This window comes from Desulforhopalus sp. IMCC35007 (assembly GCF_005116575.1).
Lineage (GTDB): Bacteria > Desulfobacterota > Desulfobulbia > Desulfobulbales > Desulfocapsaceae > Desulforhopalus_A.
Genome location: NZ_SWCN01000029.1, coordinates 38,399 through 57,662 on the forward strand (window position 1 = coordinate 38,399; position 19,264 = coordinate 57,662).

Consider the following 19,264-nt stretch of genomic DNA (forward strand, 5'->3'; position numbering starts at 1 on the left):
TATGCTCCCATCTGAAATGTACCAGATGGGAGGTTCTGTACTGACTACTCTTTTTCTTCAGCTTCTGGCTCAAGTGCTGCCGCGAGGCTCTTGAGGAACTTCCAGCTTTTGAGAACATCTTTCTGGGATTCAGCAAGGAGCGCATCAGCAGATGCAGCATTCACACGTTTGAGCATTCTGTAACGGTTTTCACCCAGTGCGTACTCTTCAAAGCTGATTGATGGCTCTGCTTTTGAGTCGATAATCAGTGGGTTCTTATTCTCATCTTCAAGCTGTGGATTGTATCTGTAGAGCGGCCAGTGACCACAGGCTACAGCTTTCTTCTGCTGCTCAAGACCAAGAGCCATGTTGATTCCATGGTTAATACAATGTGAGTAGGCGATAATCAGTGATGGTCCATCATAGGCTTCGGCTTCAGCAATTGCCTTGATAGCCTGGCTTGGGTTGGCACCTATACTGATCTGAGCCACGTAGACGTTGCCATAGGTGGCAAAGATCATACCCATATTTTTCTTGGGCATTTTCTTGCCGCCTGCAGCAAACTGAGCAGTCGCTGCACGTGGGGTGGATTTTGACATCTGGCCACCGGTATTGGAGTAGACCTCTGTATCGAGTACCAGAATGTTAACATTCTCGCCTGATGCCAGAACATGATCAACACCACCGTAGCCAATATCATAGGCCCAGCCATCACCACCAAATGCCCAAACAGATTTCTTCACCAGATAATCGGTGACGGGCACGAGGCGTTTGGCTATAGCATTGCTGCTCTTGGCCAGAACTGCCTTTAATTCTGCTACCCGCACGCGCTGTGCCTCGATTTCGGTCTGCGTGGCCTGGCTAGCCTTGAGGATGGAGTCAGCAAGTTCCTGGCTGATAATTCCAGCTTCAACACCTGATGCGATAAGTTCTTTCGCCTGAGCGGCAAGCTTATTAACAGTCGTTCTCATACCTGCTGCGAACTCTGCATTGTCTTCAAACAGAGAGTTTGCCCAGGTAGGACCGCGTCCGTCGTCACGCTTGCAGTATGGGGTTGTTGGCAGGTTACCGCCATAAATGGAGGAACAACCAGTGGCATTACCGATCATCAGTCTGTCACCGAACATCTGTGATACCAGCTTCACGTAAGGAGTCTCACCACAACCGGCACAGGCTCCGGAGAACTCGAAAAGTGGACGCATTAACTGGCTGCCTTTAATGGTGGCAACGTTAATGTCAGCAGGATTAATTTCAGGCAGGCTTAAGAAGTACTCGACATTCTTGGACTCACGCTGTTTGACTTCCTCTGAGTTTGGAATCATGACGAGTGCTTTTGTTTTCGCAGGACAAACACTTACACAGAGGGTACAGCCACAGCAGTCTTCGGTGAAAATCTGCAGGGTGAATTTTTGATCCTTGAACTGCTTACCAACCGCATCTTTTGCAAGATATGATTCCGGTGCATCTTTTATTTCAGGAACAATCTTAATTCTGTTGGCGGCATGTGGGCAGACAAGCGCACATTGACCACACTGGATACAGTTATCAGGAATCCATTGTGGAACGGATACCGCGATATTTCTCTTTTCGTACTGGGTGGTGCCTGTAGGCCAGGTTCCATCAGCAGGAATCTGAGAAACTTTCAACCTGTCGCCGTTACCTTCAATGATTTTTGCGGTAACTTCCTTGACGAACTTGGGTGCGTTCTCTGGTACAACAGATGGAATTTGTTTGCCGTCTACAGTGTTTCCAAGAGGAACTTGCACGATATTTTTAACAGCACCATCCACCGCGCCGTAGTTCATTTCAACGACTTTGTCACCTTTTTTACCGTAGGTTTTCTTGATTGCACCTTTGATCGCTGCAATCGCTTCTTCCTGGGTAAGAATTCCTGAAATGAGGAAGAAGGCGGTCTGCATGATCATATTGATACGGGCACCAAGACCTAACGCCAGTCCAAGAGAAACAGCATCTATGATATAGAGTTTTGCTTTTTTATTGATCAGATCCTGCTGAACCTTACCTGGTAACTCAGACCATACCTGGTCTTTGTTAAAGCCTGTGGTCAGGAGGAAGGTTCCACCATCTTCAAGGTTTTTCAGCATGTCAACCTGATTGAGGAAGGTGAAATTATGGCAGGCAATAAAGTTTGCTTTATTGATCAGATAAGGAGCAACTACCGGGTTCTTACCAAAACGCAGGTGACTGGTTGTGATAGAACCAGACTTTTTGGAGTCGTAAACAAAGTAACCCTGCGCTGAGTTTGGTGTCTCTGTACCAATAATTTTGATGGTGTTTTTATTGGCACCAACGGTACCATCGGAACCGAGACCAAAGAACATCGCACGGTAGACATCGGAACCTTCGATGTTAAAGGAACGATCGTAATCAAGGCTTGCAAAGGTGACATCGTCGTTTGGTCCAACGCAATATTTGCTCTTTGGAGCCATGGACTTCATATTGTCAAAGACTGCCTTAACCATTGCAGGGGTAAACTCAGCAGACCCCAGACCATAGCGACCAGAGAGAACAATTGGTGGGTAAACGGTGCTGTTGGTCTCAGCTGCTTCGCCGATTGCTGCACGTACATCGAGGTAGAGTGGGTCGCCAGGTGCTCCGGGCTCTTTTGTTCGGTCAAGAACGGTGATCCGGCCAACTGTCTCAGGCAGGGCGTTCACCATAGCCTTGCAGTCAAATGGTCGATAGAGACGAACCATGACCATACCGACTTTTTCTCCCTGGCTGATCAGGTAATCCACGGTTGCAGCGGCGGTTTCACAGCCTGAACCCATCATGACAATGACGTTCTCTGCATCGGGGGCACCATGATAGTCAAAGAGATGGTACTGGCGACCGGTGATGGCCGCGAACTTGTTCATGGTGTCCTGAACGATATTTGGTACGGCGTTGTAATATTTATTGACGGTCTCACGACCAGTGAAATAAACGTCAGGGTTTTGGGCGGTACCGCGAATGGTTGGGTGATCTGGAGACAGGGCTCTCGATCTGTGCGCAACAACCAGATCCTCATCAATCATCTCACGCATCTGATCGAAGCTGACTTCTTCAATTTTTTGAATTTCGTGGGAGGTTCTGAAACCATCAAAAAAGTGAACAAAAGGAATGCGTGAAGCGAGAGTTGACTGGGTGGCGATAAGTGACATATCCATTGCCTGCTGCACATTTTCAGCACAAAGCATGGCCCAGCCGGTTGCACGGGCTGAATAGATATCACTGTGGTCGCCGAAAATGGACAGCCCCTGGCAGGCAATGGCACGCGCAGTAACGTGGAAAACGGTTGGGGTCAGTTCGCCCGCAATTTTGTACATGTTGGGGATCATCAGGAGCAGGCCCTGGGAGGCCGTAAAAGTGGTACAGAGGGCTCCGGTTGTGAGTGATCCATGGATGGAACCGGCAACACCAGCTTCAGATTGCATCTGATTGACAATGGGTACGGTGCCCCATATGTTCTTCTGCAAAGTCGCTGATTTAGTATCAGCTTCAGCTGCAAGTGGGGTCGATGGAGTAATAGGGTAAAGAGTGATGACTTCACTTGTGGCGTAGGCAACGTGGGTACATGCCTGATTGCCGTCAATAGTTACCATCTTTCGCGACATGATGTGTTCTCCTTTGTTTTACTATTAGTTGTGCCTGTAAGGTGGCGAAAACCGCATGAATAGTATTAAATGACTCTGAAAGGCGTGTTCTGTCGTGCAAGAAACAACCCGTGATACTAGTCTAGAATTCACCGAATTACAACATATACAGAGTAATTTAACGCCGGTAAGTATAGGATATTTCCATTAGTCCTGCAATGGATGAGAAATATTGATTGGTATTATAAGTAAAACAAAACAGTGGCTGGAGGAAACGCTCTGTAATGTCCATTTTTTCCGGTAACTTTTGCCCTCGTTTTTGTCTGTTGAAAAGAATGTATAACAAAGCAGATTCAGGAGTCTGTACTTGTCGATTTGTGGCTGGTTTTTTCTTTTGAAAAATAAATTACCATCAAGACTGAATCCCGTTCTGAGTGTTAAAATAGTGAATTATTACTCTCTGTTAAATATCTTGTTCGTCGCATTTACAGGCAGAGATCTACCAGGGAATACATCTTTAAACAATCGATGGGAAACGAATTCCGGCGTATTGTTTAGCAGGTTTTGTTGGTTAAGCCTATGGAGTGCTCCTTGAGGGAAGCTGCTGCCGGGAGAGCGAATCGTTTTCTCAAGAGCTGGTCATCTTTGCAGATTACTGGGTTTTTTTTAAACCGTATAAGTTTAACCATTCTACGGGAAAATGTAGTTCTCAAGCCGGTTACCCGGATTTTCGTTGAGCAGACAGACCAGCTTTTGTTGTGTATTAGTTTCAGCCTGATACAGAACAGGATGCGTTCGTTCAACTGTATAAAAAAGAATGTTTGGCAGGCACAAGCCAATATGCACAGCCTCGAGGCTGTTTGGGGTTAACAGGGAGGTTTCTAACCAAATGCAGGAAGAACTTCAACTTTTTGAAACGATTTTATGGAGTAAAGGGTCTGGCTTTTTTTTGCTGGACGAGCATCTCAGACGTTTGCAAAATGGAGCCCGGTTTTTTAAGTTCTCAGTTGATCTCGAAAAGGTGATCATTGAACTGGAAAACAAAAGTGAGGGTTTTTCAACGGAAAACCAGCGTGTCCGTCTTGTACTTGAAAAAGATGGCCGGATTTCTGTTTTGGCCACTCCATGGGAGCTTCCTCCTTTTCTCACATTGCCTCTTGCTGAAGATGCCCTGCAGCGGCCAGCTGTTCAGCGTATACGGTTTGCAGATGCTCCCGTTTCTGATAGTGGCCCATTCCGATCTTATAAAACCACCTGTAGACCTGAATACGATAGTGAGTACAGGAGGGTGGTAAAAAGAGGAGAACTTGATGCAATTTTCTGCAATGTTAGAGGAGAGGTTACCGAAGGCTGTATCAGTAACATCATTATTTTAAAAGATGGCATCTATTTCACTCCCCCCCTAAGCTGTGGAATACTTCCAGGGGTTATGAGAGCACAGTTGCTGGCTCGTTCGCAGAGCTCTCCGCCCCTTCTTGAGCAGGTTTTGACAAGAGGTGATGTGGAGAAGGCGGATGCTGTCTTTATCTGTAATTCGGTGCGGGGAGTGGTTCGTGTAACTCTAATGACCCCGGATAAAACCCAATCTCCTGCCTTGTAGTTCTTACAAGATTAATGGCCACTCCATAAGGCACCGGGTAGATTTTGAGATAGGTCTTGATCCTGGTCAAAATATTGAGTGATTCGGGAATTCCGTGGTGTTTGAGTCTGTGCTAGTGGACCAGAGTGTTGTCGTCTTCCGGTGAGATCTGCACCGGTGGAATGATCAGGCCGTGATCTTTTCCAAGTTCACGAATAATGGTCATAAATGAGGATGGCAGAGGAATTTCACGCTCTTCTATCAAATAGCCGTATTCGGCGGCTTTGAGCAAGGTTGCTGAACTGTCTTCGCCTTCCTGACTGTCACACAAGGTCTGGATCCGCAGGGCATCTGTTAAATGCCTGCAGAGAAAACCTAAACTGTCTTTTAAGCCGAGCAGTTCCTGCTCTATTGTCCCCCAGTTGTTTGCTCTAAATGCCGTAAAGCGAGGCTCAGGGTTGGGCGTACCAAAAACTTCGTTGGTGATTGATCCCGCAAGCATTGAAATCTCCGCTTTTTCCAGGCCTGTCTGTTGTTTCTCAAGACGGGTTCGAAGTGCTTTAAAAAGGAGCATCTGCACAAGGCCCACAGCTTCTCGAAGAGAGAGCAGCAGTTGGGATTTCTTATCACTCTGTCCTGCTTCCATCATGGGTCTGCTTCCTATAGGACAATCTTTACCGCCGCTGCGGTTTTCAGAGTTTCATAGATACTGAGGCGTACCTCTTCACTTGTCACCACAAGCTCTGCGTTGAGGCTGTGGTATTTCCCTTTTGAAGACATATGGGAGTGGCTGATGGAGACATCCAGTGGAGCACAGGCGGAGGTGATGACCTCTTTGAGTAAGGTGCAGTCTTCTCCAATAACCTTGTAGCTCCAGGTGCACGGGTATTCAATTTCGGGCCGCTCTATACAATTCTCGGATGGTTTATTGTTCAGTAACATAGCTGTTTAAATAATTTTTTGACTGATAAAAAGGGAGTTGTGTCATTTACTCCACAATTAATAATGAATGCAGCTCAAAGAGTCAAGGGTAAGAAAGGTATAGCTATTGTGGAGAAAAATCAAAAATATCGTAACTATCTGTAATAGTTTTTTGTAATCAGCTAGAGACAGTGGTACAATTTTGAAAAAGGCGCAGGTTGTGGGATGTGTTTTCAATAGGATATATCTAACATAGCGTTAACATGGACTTTTACCGAAAAAGATCTGGGCTGGAGTACATACATAAACAAGAGAGAGTATGTTTTGGACTTAACAGATAAACTTGAGTTACTGGCGGCACTTAAAGACAACGAAGCTCAAAAAAAAGCGATAATTGACGGCTTTTCAGGAATCCTGATTCTTTTTGACACCAATCTGGTTGCTCAGTGGGTCAATGAGGCCACACGTATTGCATTCCCAGATGCCATAGGCAGGAATTGTCATGAAATTTTTTGCGCGAAAAATAGTCAATGTCAAGGTTGTGCGTTTACCAGAGCCCTTGAAACCGGACTGATTGAAACCTCCACCCAGAGAGTAGAGGTAAGTGGCGGCCAGAGTGAAGAAATTATTTTTGATATAACCGCCTCTCCGGTGAACAATGAAGAGGGAGAAACCACCGGAATCATACTAATTGCCCAGAATGTAACAGAAAAATACAATCTCGAAAAACAGCTTCGACACACCCAGAAGATGGAGGCCATCGGAACCTTGGCTGGTGGTGTCGCCCATGATTTCAACAACGTCCTGACGCCCATCATGGGCTATACCGAGATTATCCGCCTTAAACTTGAGCAGGACGGCTACGAGGGAGAGCGCGTTTACAGTTATCTCGCGGAGATATTAAAGGCTTCCAAGCGGGCAAAATCACTGGTTGAACAGGTTCTTACTTTTTCGAGGAGCATTGAAAAGAAGGCAGTCCATCAGTTTCTTCATCCGATTATAAAAGAAGTTATGAAGCTTATGCGGATGACCCTGCCTTCCACTCTGACGATCATTGAAGATGTGGATGAGAACTGCGGTCGCGTGCTGATCGATCCTGTGCAGATTCACCAGGTGCTGATCAATCTCTGCACCAATGCTTCCCATGCACTCAATGGAAAGCATGGAACACTTGTGGTAAAGCTCGCAGCTTTGCCTCCCTCAGGCGACGGGAAAAAATGGGTGGAACTCAGCGTTGCCGATAGTGGCAGTGGCATTGAACCTGAAGATCTGGAAAGAATTTTTGAACCTTATTTTTCAACCAAAGAAAAGACCCGTGGGACCGGGATGGGCCTTGCGATGGTCCATGGTATTATTAATGCCCAGGGAGGGCACATCGATGTGGAAAGTGAAGTGGGAAAAGGAACGATATTCAGGATCCGCCTTCCCATGGTCACCTATGAGCCTTCTCCGGTAATGGCTGATCTTGGTCAGCTAAAGGGGGGCCAGGGAAGGGTGATACTCATTGATGATGAGGCCCAGGTTGTCCAGGTGACGGGAGAAATCCTGAAAAACCTTGGCTATGGGGTGGTGGGAAAGACTTCTCCTGAGGAAGCGTTGGAACTGTTTTCCTCTTCTCCAGATGATTTTGACCTTGTTTTAACCGATCTGACGATGCCTGGTCTTACCGGTCTGGAGTTGAGTCGGCGAATAAAATGTATTCGGACGGATATCCCCATAGTTCTTTTTACCGGATATTCTGATCTGGTTTCAAAGGAAGAGGCCAAAGAAGCCGGGATAGATGAGTATTGCATGAAGCCTATCTCCATGCGGGATCTCTCCACTGTACTGGCTAAATTTTTGGCTGGAGGCGGGCTGTGAAGAAAAAAAGAGTACGACCCCGCTTGAGAGTCGTACTGCAATGATCGTTGAGTTAAAGTATGTGCAGATAAACGGTACGGGAGCTAATCTTCTCTATAGTTACTGGTCCCGTTGAGGAGGCTGATCTGATCGTTGAGGGTCCAGAAATCGTAAATATAGCCAATACCAAACAGCCCAAAGGTGCAGAGATAGATCAGTCCGGAAATCCACTTGCCCATATACATTCTATGGATTCCGAATGTACCGAGAAAGGTGAGAAGTAACCAGCCCAGGTTGTAGTCAATTTCTCCGATATTATAACGAATATCTGCCTCCTGATTCATTCCTGGAATAAGAAAAAGATCAACAATCCAGCCGATAAGGAAAAGTCCGAGAGTAAAAAAGTAAATGGTCCCGGATATCTGTTTCCCGTAATAGAAGCGGTGTGCTCCCAGAAAACCAAAAATCCATAAGACGTAGCCTATCACAAGAGAGTGGCTGGTCTGTTGCTCTGTATGCATAATCGTTATTTTATGTGTGATTTAAGTGTGTTCACCTGTGTCCAGGCGCTTCGTACTCTATCTTCACTAAGTGTGCCATTGTCAATGGCTTGCAAAGCAGAGGTGTGAATCCTGCTGAAAATTTCCGCATCATAATCAATATTGTTTCCGATAATTACCATATCAACTCCAGCAGCTATTGCCATGACACACGCCTTGGCAAGGCCAAATCTGTCGGTTATGGCCTTCATCTGCATGTCGTCGGATATGACGATACCTGTGTAGTGCATCTCGTGTCTCAGAAGGTCGGTGACGATCCGCCGGGATAGCGTTGCAGGAAAATGTGGGTCCATTTCTTTGTGGTAAAGATGGCCCACCATGATTGCATCCACCAGCCCCGTGTTAATAAGTTGTTGATAGGGATCGAGTTCGTCCGACTTCCAGCTGTTACTGATATCGACCACACCAAGATGCGAGTCTTTTTCCGAGCTGCCATGACCGGGGAAATGTTTAAGGCATGTGAGTATATCTGCCTTTCGATGCTCTGCTATCCAGACTGACGCGTGCCGGGCAACCTCCCCGGCGTCGGCAGAGAAACTGCGCTCGACCTTGCCTATAATCGGATTAGTCGGGTTACTGTCCAGGTCAACGACGGGGGCAAGGTTGAAGTTAACCCCTACATTCTTGAGCATTTGTGCTACCTGGCGGGCCATTTGTGCTGTTTCTGCAGTGTCTGGTGTATCCCCAAGTTTTTTGGCACTGGCAGAGAGCGTAAAACCAAACTCTTCCCTGAATCTGTTGACTTTTCCGCCTTCCTGATCCACTGCAATCAGGAGTTTTGTATTGTCGAGGCTCTGCAAATCATCCGTCAGCTGGTGAAGCTGCACTGCACCGGTAATATTGTTGATTGGAGCTTTTGTGGCGAGGTGTCGATCGAAGAGAATCACGCCACCAAGGTATCTTTTCTCGATATCACAAACGATATTGGGACATTCTGAGAGATGCAGTCCTTTAAATCCGATGATAAACAGCTGCCCGAGCATTTGCTCAAGTGAGGGGAACGTCATGGTGATATCCAAAAAGGTAGGTTAGCTATAAACTGTATTATATGGGGTGAAATTAACCGGTTAACCTTGGTGTGTCAATAAAATGACAAAAGAAAGGATGAGGGGGGTTGAAAAAAAAGATGTATCCGCAATCATAGTGTCAAAAATATGAGGCCTTGCTGTAACAGAGGTAAATATTTCGTAAAAATAAGTACATGTTTTGCTGGCAAGGGGCCAGTTTGTTGTTGGCATGCATTATGCAAAAGAGAAAACAGAGAAAAATAGTTAAGATTTTCTCTCGAGTGGACGATAAAAGACTATAAGATACTTTTTAACCCATGTAACACACTCAGGATGCACAATATGACCATTTCGACAAGTGAATATCAATATAGCAATTCCGCAGGCAAACTGTCTCAGCTTGCGGAGATAATGGCGGAGCTTGATAATCTGAAAAAACAGTCGGAACGACTCAATCTCGCGAATAAACTTCATGCAAGAATGGCTGGTGTTCTCAGCTTGACCGGAATGATCGAAGCATATTCTGTCTGGCTCATGCCACTCGTCAACCATGAACTCATAGGGTACAACAACAGTCGCAGAAAGAAAAGACACCTGTTTTGTTCAGGACATGGCCCCCAGCGAAGAAGCGCCATCGCCTTTGCAGAACAACTCTTTGATGAAAAATCACTGGCCCTGGGTTCTTTTAGCAAAAAAGATGGCAGGTATGCCTATAAATGGACTTTTGAGACTGCCAGTGACGAGGGTATATTTCTTATATTAAGAGAAGGACGTGAACTCTCAGAAGATAACGTTAGTCTGGTAAATTATTCCCTTGAAATCCTGGCGGAATGTTTGCGGCGTGGCCTCGAGTATGAAGACCTTTTTGAAAAGGCAAGTAACGACGCTCTGACGGGATTGTCCAACCGGCGGGTGTTCGAAGAACGTATCCATGCCATGATGGATGGGGCAAAAAGATATCACCATCCACTGTCGATGATTTCCATGGATCTTGATAAATTTAAAGCAATCAATGATAACCTGGGCCATCAGGTGGGTGATAATGTTCTTGTGACTGTCGCAGGTGTACTCAAAAGGGCAGTACGATCCACCGATCTTCTTGTGCGGATGGGCGGCGATGAGTTTCTTATAGTCTTAGACCAGACAGATAAGAAAAGCGCACGAATACTGGCCGAGAGACTCTGTCTTGCAATAGATTCTCTGGAAATCTGGGCCGATGATGCAACCAAGCTCGGCATCTCCATTGGCCTTTCTGAAATGAAAAAAACTGAGACTTTGCAGCAATGGATGGAAAGAACAGACGATATCCTCTACCATGCAAAAGCTGAGGGGCGCGCCAGAGTTTCAGAGTCTTAAGGCACCACTAAAACACGAGCAAAAAAGGCCAGCTGATATTATCAGCTGGCCTTTTTTGTTGGGTAATTCTTTGCGCTGCCCTGCTTTATACTGCAGTCAGAGTAATGTGCAGCGGGATAACATGCATGTTGCGTTGCTGCTGTTCCGTGTGTCCCAGTTTCCACTCTCCGCAGCTTGCTACGTCCCCTAAAAGTGTATCGATTTCCCGGACAATCCCTGCAACATTAATAATTGGATGTCTTGAAAAAACCTGGGGAAGCCCCTGGGTAAGATTACAGGCAAGACAGCAGTTGGGGCGTTCGTGCAGCAGAAGATCCATGGTCAGGGTCTTGTCTTTAATCCCCCGATAGGCAAGTTCTATATCATAGGCACCTTCTGAAGCATCCCCGAAAAGGGCTTCAAAAAATTCATTACTTCTTTCTTTTGGAAAAATTTGAGCCAGTGCTTCCTGAGTCAGTCGTGTGGATATAATGTCTGTTTTCATAGTCTCTCTTGGGACAGTGGACAAGTTTTCAAAGTCAATAAATAGTCTCGGCCACCCCTTTGTTTTAAGGTGGCGGGGCAAAATTGTCTTGCTTTTGTACAGGGAACATCAAACACCAGTATGGTTAGCAACCCGAACAATATATAGCAGGAAGCCCAATTTTGTCAACCAGCGTTGCCACCTCAAATACACTGTGTTAAAGTAGCCGCCATGATTACAGACGACCCTTTCAAACCAATGGCCCAAAGCACTGATATTATTAATCTCCACGATCTCAACGAACCACAGTATGAGGCTGTGACGACGACGGATGGACCGGTCCTCGTGATCGCCGGTGCGGGCAGTGGAAAGACCCGGACCCTTGTGTATCGTGTTGCCCATCTTGTAAAAAGTGGTGTGCCTCCCGAGTCGATCCTTCTTCTTACCTTCACCAGAAAAGCAAGCCAGGAGATGCTCTGGCGAGCAGGCCGGCTTCTTAACGACAACTGTAACAGAGTTTTAGGTGGTACCTTTCATGGCGTGGCCAATATGCTTTTGCGTCGCTATGGTGGAGAGCTCGGTTATGGTTCTTCTTTTACGATTATTGACAGATCCGATGCGGAAGGGATTGTCAATCTGCTCAAGTCCTCACTGGGGCTTGGTAAAAAAGATAAGCGTTTTCCCAGCAAGAGGGCCATTATCAATATGATCAGTGGCTGTATTAATAAGGCCATGGATATTGAGGATCTTGTGGCGGATCAATATGGCCATCTCATTGATCACCTTGATGATATTCTCATCCTGCAAAAACACTATCAGGAATTCAAGTTTGACCATGGGCTCATGGATTATGATGATCTCCTGGTCAACTGGAAGCGTCTGCTGACAGAATCTGCCGAGGCACAACGGACAATCTCTGAACGGTTTTCCCATATTATGGTGGATGAGTATCAGGATACCAATCTGATTCAGGCTGACATTGTCAGGCTGACCGCCCATACCCATGATAATGTAATGGTTGTGGGTGATGACTCCCAGTCTATCTATTCTTTCAGGGGGGCAGATTTTTACAATATCATGCGTTTTCCTAAAGTCTTTGATGGCACAAAGGTTATTAAGCTTGAGGAGAATTATCGATCCACGCAGCCCATTCTTTCACTCACCAACGACATCATTCAGAATGCGGCGGAAAAATATACGAAAACTCTTTTTACCAGCATCGAAGGGGACTGGCGGCCCAAGGTCTTTGCCGGGAGAGATGAACGGGAAGAAGCCGCCTTCGTGGTCCAGACCATTAACAAACTGGTTCGTCGTGGTATAGCACTCAGTGATATCGCAGTGCTGTTTCGTTCCAGTTTTCATTCCTATAAGATAGAGCTTGAACTGGGCCAGCAGAGCCTTGATTATGAGAAGAGGGGCGGGCTCAAACTTACAGAGTCGGCTCACATGAAGGATATGATTGCCTTTATGCGTATTCTGGTAAATCCTCAGGACTCTTTGTCATGGAATCGAATTCTCCTGCAGCTTGAAAAAGTTGGCCCGGCCACCGCCCAGAAGATATCGAACACTATTGCAGCCACAGAGGACTGGTTTGCCGCCCTGAAGAATTACTCCGCCGGAAAGGCCTGGCAGCCCGCGTATGCCAGACTGATCACGCTGTTTGAGGACCTGCTCTCGGGCAATCAAAAACCTGCTGTACTCTTTGAGCGCGCCCTGCAGTATTACCAGCCGATCTTTGAACAGCTTTATGCAGATGATTGGCCCAAGAGACAAAAAGATCTCGATCAGCTCAAAGGCATTATGGACGGGTATGAAGAGTTGCAGGGCTTTATCGATGATACAACCCTTGATCCACCCGACGAAGCAAGCGCCGGTGAGGTGGCTGGTGAGCGGTTGGTCCTCTCCACCATACACTCCTCCAAAGGGCTCGAGTTTGAAGCTGTTTTTGTCATTGGCCTTGCCGATGGCAGATTTCCTCATGGCTCTGCGGTCTATGGTGAACAGTGGGAAGAGGAAAGACGTCTTTTGTATGTCGCTGCAACCAGGGCCAAAAAATATCTTTATCTGACCTATCCACGGCAGCTGATGACTCCGGACCGACAATTCAAAAGAACCGGCATGTCCCCGTTTTTAAGTGAACTCAGCGGTGGTCTGTTCGATCGAATTGCTGAGGTTGAAACCGACAGTTTCCAGAGCTATCAGACAAGGTCAGAATCCTATGGGCCGCCGCCGGTAAAAAAGAAGGTCAAGAAACTCGATATGGCAGATTTTAGCGTTGGGTTAAGGGTTTCCCACCCGTTTTTTGGTCCCGGGGTGGTGACGAAGTTGTCGAAAACCCGGTCTCTTGACATTCACTTTGATCGTCATGGCCTGAAAACGCTCCACCTGGACTATGCAAAATTGACTATTATTTAGCAATCCCAGGCAAACACAGTTGAGGCCTGAATTTATAAAGAAAAAGCCCAAAGGTAACGGTATAATAAGAAGCAATTACTGGGGTGCATCAGAGTATGCACGATGAACAGTGACATGTGTTTTTTTAAACCTGTGTAATAACGATTGTGGATGAAGCGTTTTATGACACTTGCATCCCGTACCATCCATTTGATGATTGGACGACAAAATGAGATACGATGAGATTTTAGCCCACCTTGATGCCTTGCAGATGCACAAGATTAAACTGGGCCTGGAGGCCATGCAGGATTTTCTTGCCAAGGTGGGAAGACCTGAAAAAACTCTGAAGTGTATTCACATTGCAGGCACCAACGGCAAAGGCTCTGTATGTGCTGCACTTTCAAGTGCCCTGGGGCTGGCAGGTTACCGTGTAGGAGTATACACCTCTCCCCATCTGAGTTCTGTTCGGGAACGTTTTAAAATTGGTAGTGAATTCATCAGCGAAGAGACCTTTGCCGAGATCGGCACCAGGATTTGCCAGGTTCTGGGTGAAGAACAGATAACCTATTTCGAGTTTACCACAGCCCTTGGTCTTCTCTGGTTTGCCGAATCAGATGTTGATATTGTTCTGCTGGAAACCGGCATGGGCGGGCGCCTGGATGCCACCAATGTGGTCACACCTCTAATCTCTGTGATTACCAGTATCAGTATGGATCATGAGATGTATCTGGGGGATAGCCTTACCGCGATAGCGAGAGAAAAAGCAGGCATTATCAAAAACGGGGTGCCCGTTGTTTCGGCTGCGATTGATCCGGTTGCCGCCGCGGTAATTCTGGAGACTTGTAACAATCGCAATGCACCACTCTATAGCTTTACCCAGGAATTTGATTACGATGTGAATGAAGATGGTACCTGGGTCTGGGTTGGCGGGGATGCGTTTGATGCTCTGCATATCGGTCCGCTCCTGTCTTCCAGCCCAAGCCTTGTGCAACAGGAAAACGAATCCGTTGCAATAGCTACCCTGCTTCTCCTGGAGAAGTTTGATTTTTATGTGGATCTGCCTGAAATAATTGCCGGTATTTCCCGGATGAAATGGCCGGGAAGGATGGAGTATTTTCAAAAGGAATACTCTTCTCCCAATACCAAAAATGGACAGAAAAGCATGAAAAATCTTACCTATCTCCTTGATGGGGCGCATAATGTCGCTGGTGTCAATAATTTGGCAAAGACTCTGGAAGAGCGTTTTTTCGGCTCCAGGCTTATAGGAATCTGGGGCTCCATGGTTGATAAGGATCTTAAAGGGACCCTTGATTGCATGATGCCCCTGTTCTCAAAAGTGTTTGTTACCCGGCCCGATTCTGAGCGATCTGCAACCCCGGAACATCTCTGCTCTCTGATGACAGAGGAGCAGAGAGCGAGAACTGAAGGGTTCACAGAAGTGAAAGATGCGCTGCAGGCGGCTCAGGATGCTGCCAGGGAAGACGACCTCATCGTGGTGGGCGGTTCTCTTTATCTTATTGGAGCTGTTCGTCAAATGCTCTGTGGAGAGCTGGTGTAATGTCCCGCGATTTTTTTGATTTTGATGCCCCCGCAGACGGAGAGATCAGAGCAGAACGGGAAAAAGCCAAGACGCTGAGAAAGACCAGATGGTGGCAGCAGAAGACGTCATCTGGCCTCTGCCATTATTGTAAAAAAAAGGTCGCCTACAAAAATATTACCATGGATCATCTGGTCCCCCTTGCCCGAGGGGGACGCTCAACAAAGGATAATCTGGTGCCCTGCTGCAAAAACTGTAACAACCTGAAAAAGAGCATGATGCCTCTTGAGTGGGAAGAATATCTGGAGCAACAATCAATCAAATAAGCACGGGCTATTGGTGGGGAGATATGATGAACTCTAAATACAAGGGCCATCAGTTGGCAGGCTATCTCTTATTTGCTATTTTCTTCACCACTTTGTTTCGTCCTTTCCTGGCCATAGCCGATTTTGAATCCTATACCTACCGTCTGAGCCAATCCACGGCCAACCATACCTTCTGGACAACTCTCCCGGCGGAAAAAGTGTTTAAGGATACTGCTGTCCCCAGTTTAACCGGATCAGAGGTAAAGGTGTATGCCGCTGGCAATGAATTTGAACCGTTTCAGATTGTCATAAATCCCAAGGCCTCGGGTACTGTTGCCGTCAGTGTGGGTGATTTTGGTGGGGGTATTACAACAGAGATATTTCAGGTAAAATATGTAAATATCTCAACGCCCACCGACTATTTGTCAAAAACGGGTCAAAATCCAGACCCCCTATGGCCCATTGCAAACGGGGATACTGTAAGTGTTGTGGCTGGTCAAAATACAGCTTTCTGGTTTTCCGTCCATGTCCCCATAAATACAAGCCCAGGCGATTATATAAGCTCCGTTCAGCTAGGCTCAACGTCCATCCCTGTTCGTCTGCATGTCTTCAACTTTAGCCTGCCTGAGACCCTGAACGTCAAATCTCAGATGAATGTTGATCACCAAGCAATCCTCTCAAAATATGGAGTGCAGGGAACAAAGGCTGACTACTGGTCGTACGTGGATAAGATAAAGCAATTTATGGTCGATCATAGGATGACACCAAAAGGTGTCCTCTGGTCCGGCGGTCTCACCTCGACAGGTGGTGCTCCTTATATCGATTATGACTGTGCTGCAGGAACCTGGACAGATGGTGACGGGATCTGGGGATTTGAAGAACCCGCGTCCAGGTATCTTGATGGTACAGGGTTCATGGGTACTACCTTCTCCACGCCCTTTAATGCTGGCGTTGGCTTTCCCTCTTTTATGGCAGCAACTTTTCAAGATAATGATGCCTCGCTTGATCCGCGGCCAAATACATTTTGTGGTACAATACGGTCGGCTTCGGATTGGTATTCGGGAAATAATCCGAATTCTGTTTTCAATAAAAAATGGTTCTCCTACATGACCTCAATGCAGGACTATTTGCAGGGCCTTGGATATCTTGATGAGGCCTACTATTACATCGCCAATGAACCCCAGGATCAGGCGGATTATGATGCGGTGGCCTGGTATTCCCAGGAGCTTAAAAAGGCAGCACCACAGTTAAAGCTGATGGTGTCAGAGGAGCCGAAGCCTGAAATCTATAACCACCCAAGCTTTACAGATTCAAAAATCGATATCTGGCTTGCCCATCTGGGGCTGCAGTTTGATCCAGAGATGTCCTTTGACAGGATGCTTCATCACGACGAAGAGACCTGGATCTATTTCCTGCATGGCACCCGTCTTCCACGTTTTAATCCAATCACCATAGATCGCTCTGGGGCCGATGCCAAGTTGATGGGCTGGTTTCTCTGGAAATACAGGCTGCGTGGTTTTGCCTATTATGCGTTTAACGGTTGGGAGACTAATCCATGGACCCAGCCTCTGAACTCGGGCCAAAATGGCAATCTGTTTTTGATGTATCCTCCTTCGGTGACAAACGACAATATCAGTTACGGGGCAAATAACCACAGATTTGTTCCGTCCATCCGTCTTGAACTTATGCGAGATGGTCTGGAAGATTATGAATACTTTTATCGCCTCAATAACAGCAGTCTGCCGCAGGCAGATCAGGTTAACCCGGCCGATAGTCAGGTGGATAAGATTATCGGCGCAGCCGTTGCCTATAATAGAGACAGTGGGTTCATGTATAATCTCAGACGCCTGATCGGTATGAAGCTGGGAGGGGAGAGTAACTCTATCGAAGACCTCGCACCCCTTTCCGTGCATCCAAGATCAGATGGTACTCCTGGAAACTACTACATCAATTTTCAGGACCCACAAGGTCAGCCCACCGGAAATATCGTCTATAACGGTCATACGTATATGAAAATTGGCGATGGCCTTTATGATGCGTCGCAGGGGTATGGCTGGATGAAGGCCGCCGAAGTACCTGACTCAGATTTTTATCCATTTTGGGATCAGTGGATTGACCCGGAACCTAAAACCCTCCTTGGGAGTTCCGTGATTGACAACTGGGGACGGGAGGATGTCTTTGAGTTTGACCTTCCCAACGGGACGTATAACGTCACCGCCTGTGCGGGCTCAAGAAGCAGCACGAGATACCAGAATATTGTTATTGAAGGCGTTGTCTTTATGGACGATGAAGTGACAAATAACAGCTGGATTACGCGGACAAAAAAGGTCGAGGTCAAAGATAAAAAGCTCACTCTGGTCATGGGTAAGTATGAGCAGATCGGCTATATTAATTACCTCGATATAGAGGCGACATACGCTGATAGTGATGTGAATTGTGATGGTGCAACAGACCTGAAAGATGTCATAAACCTGCTGGATATTTCTGCAGGTGGTACACCTGACATCAGCCAATGTCCGGAGAGGAACGGAGATCTGGACGGTAACGGACGGCTTGGAGTTGAAGATAGTATTGAACTTTTACAGTTGTTAAAAGAGTAATATCTCTCACAAGAAGTGGGGCTTTTCGTTTTCTTCCTCTGGTTTGATCGTAGGCAATTCTTTACCGGGAGTCTCTTTCAGGGATGGGCAAACAACAACCTGGAATACGTGAAATTATATGAAAACAGTATGGAACTTATGCTGGATTTCATGAAGGGTTTGAACTGGTCAACGGTTGCGGTTGAAAAAGAGACAATGACAAAAATACCTATCCTCCGCCTCAGTTAAACCTTGCACTGGTAAGGCATTGGTGGTAATTAGCTCTCACTTATCCAAGTAATACCTCACCCCGGACGGGTAGCTCAGCTGGATAGAGTGTCGGCCTCCGAAGCCGAAGGTCGCGGGTTCGAATCCCGCCTCGTCCACCAGTGATTTAAGGGGCCTACAGTTTTTAAGCTGTAGGCCCTTTTTCTTTTCCCGGCACTATTTCCGGCAGCTTCCAGCATTTTGATGAAAAGCACACTATCAGGAAAAACGCCATGGAATTTCTCTACAACCTGTCGTTTACGATTGATTCCGTCATTGTTAATGGGGGGAGAAATGTGCTTGTCTCTTGAATGGGAAAAGCAAAACTCTTGTATCTCTAACATATTAATACTACTATAGTTCCGCATTTACAGATTTCAGATTTTCTGTATAATTTTTTTATTTGCAGGGGAGCAGATGACAGCAAAAGAAAAACTTGAACAACAGCTCTGGAATATCGCCAATACCCTGCGGGGTAAGATGGGCGCTGATGATTTCAGAGATTACATACTCGGATTCATTTTTTACAAGTACCTCTCCGAAAAGATGCACCTCTATGGGGATGAACTGCTGAAGCCCGATGGGATCGCCTATGGTGACATCGATGAAGCCACGGAGCAAGGGCAGGAATATCTTGCAGCCATACAGGAAGAGGCACTGGAAAGCCTTGGGTACTTCCTCAAACCATCGGAGCTGTTCAGTGAGATGGCCAAGCGTGGTAATGGGGGCGGTAAGGCTAAATTTATTCTTGATGAGTAACTGCTTCCCCCCCTTTAAAAATAATTTATGGGGATGAAGAAAATGCTTGACAGGTTTTTGGCAATATTTTTTGTAACAGCTTGATTCAATTATACAATCACCTGAGATGCATTGTAATAGGGC

General features: G+C 46.5%; 13 protein-coding genes, 1 tRNA gene and 1 pseudogene. 9 read left to right on the forward strand and 6 right to left on the reverse strand.

Going from position 1 to position 19,264, the window contains the following annotated elements; translation table 11 throughout:
* Window positions 1–44: 44 nt before the first annotated feature.
* Window positions 45–3,596: a pyruvate:ferredoxin (flavodoxin) oxidoreductase gene (nifJ, locus tag FCL48_RS21730; RefSeq protein ID WP_136875630.1), complete on the reverse strand. Its 3,552-nt coding sequence runs from the start codon at window positions 3,594–3,596 to the stop codon at window positions 45–47.
* A gap of 868 nt (window positions 3,597–4,464) precedes the next feature.
* Here nifJ and FCL48_RS21735 point away from each other — a divergent pair.
* Window positions 4,465–5,175, forward strand: a complete 711-nt coding sequence (locus tag FCL48_RS21735) for an aminotransferase class IV (protein ID WP_169309321.1) — start codon at window positions 4,465–4,467, stop codon at window positions 5,173–5,175.
* A gap of 112 nt (window positions 5,176–5,287) precedes the next feature.
* On the opposite strand, the gene FCL48_RS21740 is transcribed toward FCL48_RS21735, so the two are convergent.
* Together FCL48_RS21740 and FCL48_RS21745 are read right to left on the reverse strand one after the other, a co-directional pair.
* The gene (locus tag FCL48_RS21740) at window positions 5,288–5,803 is read right to left on the reverse strand and encodes a hypothetical protein (protein WP_136875634.1); all 516 of its coding nucleotides are present in this window, start codon (window positions 5,801–5,803) and stop codon (window positions 5,288–5,290) included.
* A gap of 11 nt (window positions 5,804–5,814) precedes the next feature.
* Complete coding sequence (locus FCL48_RS21745) at window positions 5,815–6,096, reverse strand: YbeD family protein (protein WP_136875636.1); 282 nt, start codon at window positions 6,094–6,096, stop codon at window positions 5,815–5,817.
* Window positions 6,097–6,399: 303 nt separating this feature from the next.
* Here FCL48_RS21745 and FCL48_RS21750 point away from each other — a divergent pair, with 303 nt between their 5' ends.
* Window positions 6,400–7,935: an ATP-binding protein gene (locus FCL48_RS21750; RefSeq protein ID WP_136875638.1), complete on the forward strand. Its 1,536-nt coding sequence runs from the start codon at window positions 6,400–6,402 to the stop codon at window positions 7,933–7,935.
* A gap of 83 nt (window positions 7,936–8,018) precedes the next feature.
* Here FCL48_RS21750 and FCL48_RS21755 read toward each other — a convergent pair whose 3' ends face one another.
* Both FCL48_RS21755 and FCL48_RS21760 read right to left on the reverse strand, forming a co-directional pair.
* Window positions 8,019–8,435, reverse strand: coding sequence for a TM2 domain-containing protein (locus tag FCL48_RS21755; protein WP_136875640.1), 417 nt, complete (start codon window positions 8,433–8,435; stop codon window positions 8,019–8,021).
* Window positions 8,436–8,440: 5 nt separating this feature from the next.
* Window positions 8,441–9,481: a glycoside hydrolase family 3 protein gene (locus tag FCL48_RS21760; RefSeq protein WP_136875642.1), complete on the reverse strand. Its 1,041-nt coding sequence runs from the start codon at window positions 9,479–9,481 to the stop codon at window positions 8,441–8,443.
* A 342-nt stretch (window positions 9,482–9,823) separates the two neighbouring features.
* Here FCL48_RS21760 and FCL48_RS21765 point away from each other — a divergent pair, with 342 nt between their 5' ends.
* Window positions 9,824–10,837, forward strand: coding sequence for a diguanylate cyclase (locus tag FCL48_RS21765; protein WP_136875644.1), 1,014 nt, complete (start codon window positions 9,824–9,826; stop codon window positions 10,835–10,837).
* A gap of 85 nt (window positions 10,838–10,922) precedes the next feature.
* On the opposite strand, the gene FCL48_RS21770 is transcribed toward FCL48_RS21765, so the two are convergent.
* Entirely contained in the window at window positions 10,923–11,321 is a 399-nt protein-coding gene (locus FCL48_RS21770; protein WP_136875646.1) for a pancreas/duodenum homeobox protein 1, read from the reverse strand.
* Between the two features lie 210 nt (window positions 11,322–11,531).
* Between FCL48_RS21770 and FCL48_RS21775 the strand changes: the two genes are divergently transcribed.
* The 6 genes and pseudogenes from FCL48_RS21775 to FCL48_RS21800 form a co-directional block, all read left to right on the forward strand.
* A complete protein-coding gene (locus FCL48_RS21775) occupies window positions 11,532–13,715 on the forward strand; it encodes an ATP-dependent helicase (protein WP_136875648.1) in 2,184 nt (727 codons plus the stop codon).
* A 208-nt stretch (window positions 13,716–13,923) separates the two neighbouring features.
* Window positions 13,924–15,252, forward strand: a complete 1,329-nt coding sequence (locus FCL48_RS21780; RefSeq protein WP_136875650.1) for a folylpolyglutamate synthase/dihydrofolate synthase family protein — start codon at window positions 13,924–13,926, stop codon at window positions 15,250–15,252.
* The gene (locus tag FCL48_RS21785; protein ID WP_136875652.1) at window positions 15,252–15,557 is read left to right on the forward strand and encodes an HNH endonuclease; all 306 of its coding nucleotides are present in this window, start codon (window positions 15,252–15,254) and stop codon (window positions 15,555–15,557) included. Before FCL48_RS21780 ends, FCL48_RS21785 begins: the two co-directional genes overlap by 1 nt.
* Before the next feature lie 23 nt (window positions 15,558–15,580).
* Entirely contained in the window at window positions 15,581–18,136 is a 2,556-nt protein-coding gene (locus FCL48_RS21790; RefSeq protein WP_136875654.1) for a glycoside hydrolase domain-containing protein, read from the forward strand.
* A 291-nt stretch (window positions 18,137–18,427) separates the two neighbouring features.
* Window positions 18,428–18,504: transfer RNA gene (locus FCL48_RS21795), tRNA-Arg, on the forward strand.
* 295 nt (window positions 18,505–18,799) lie between these two features.
* Window positions 18,800–19,138: pseudogene (locus FCL48_RS21800) on the forward strand (type I restriction-modification system subunit M N-terminal domain-containing protein); the annotation flags it as partial.
* Window positions 19,139–19,264: the final 126 nt, after the last annotated feature.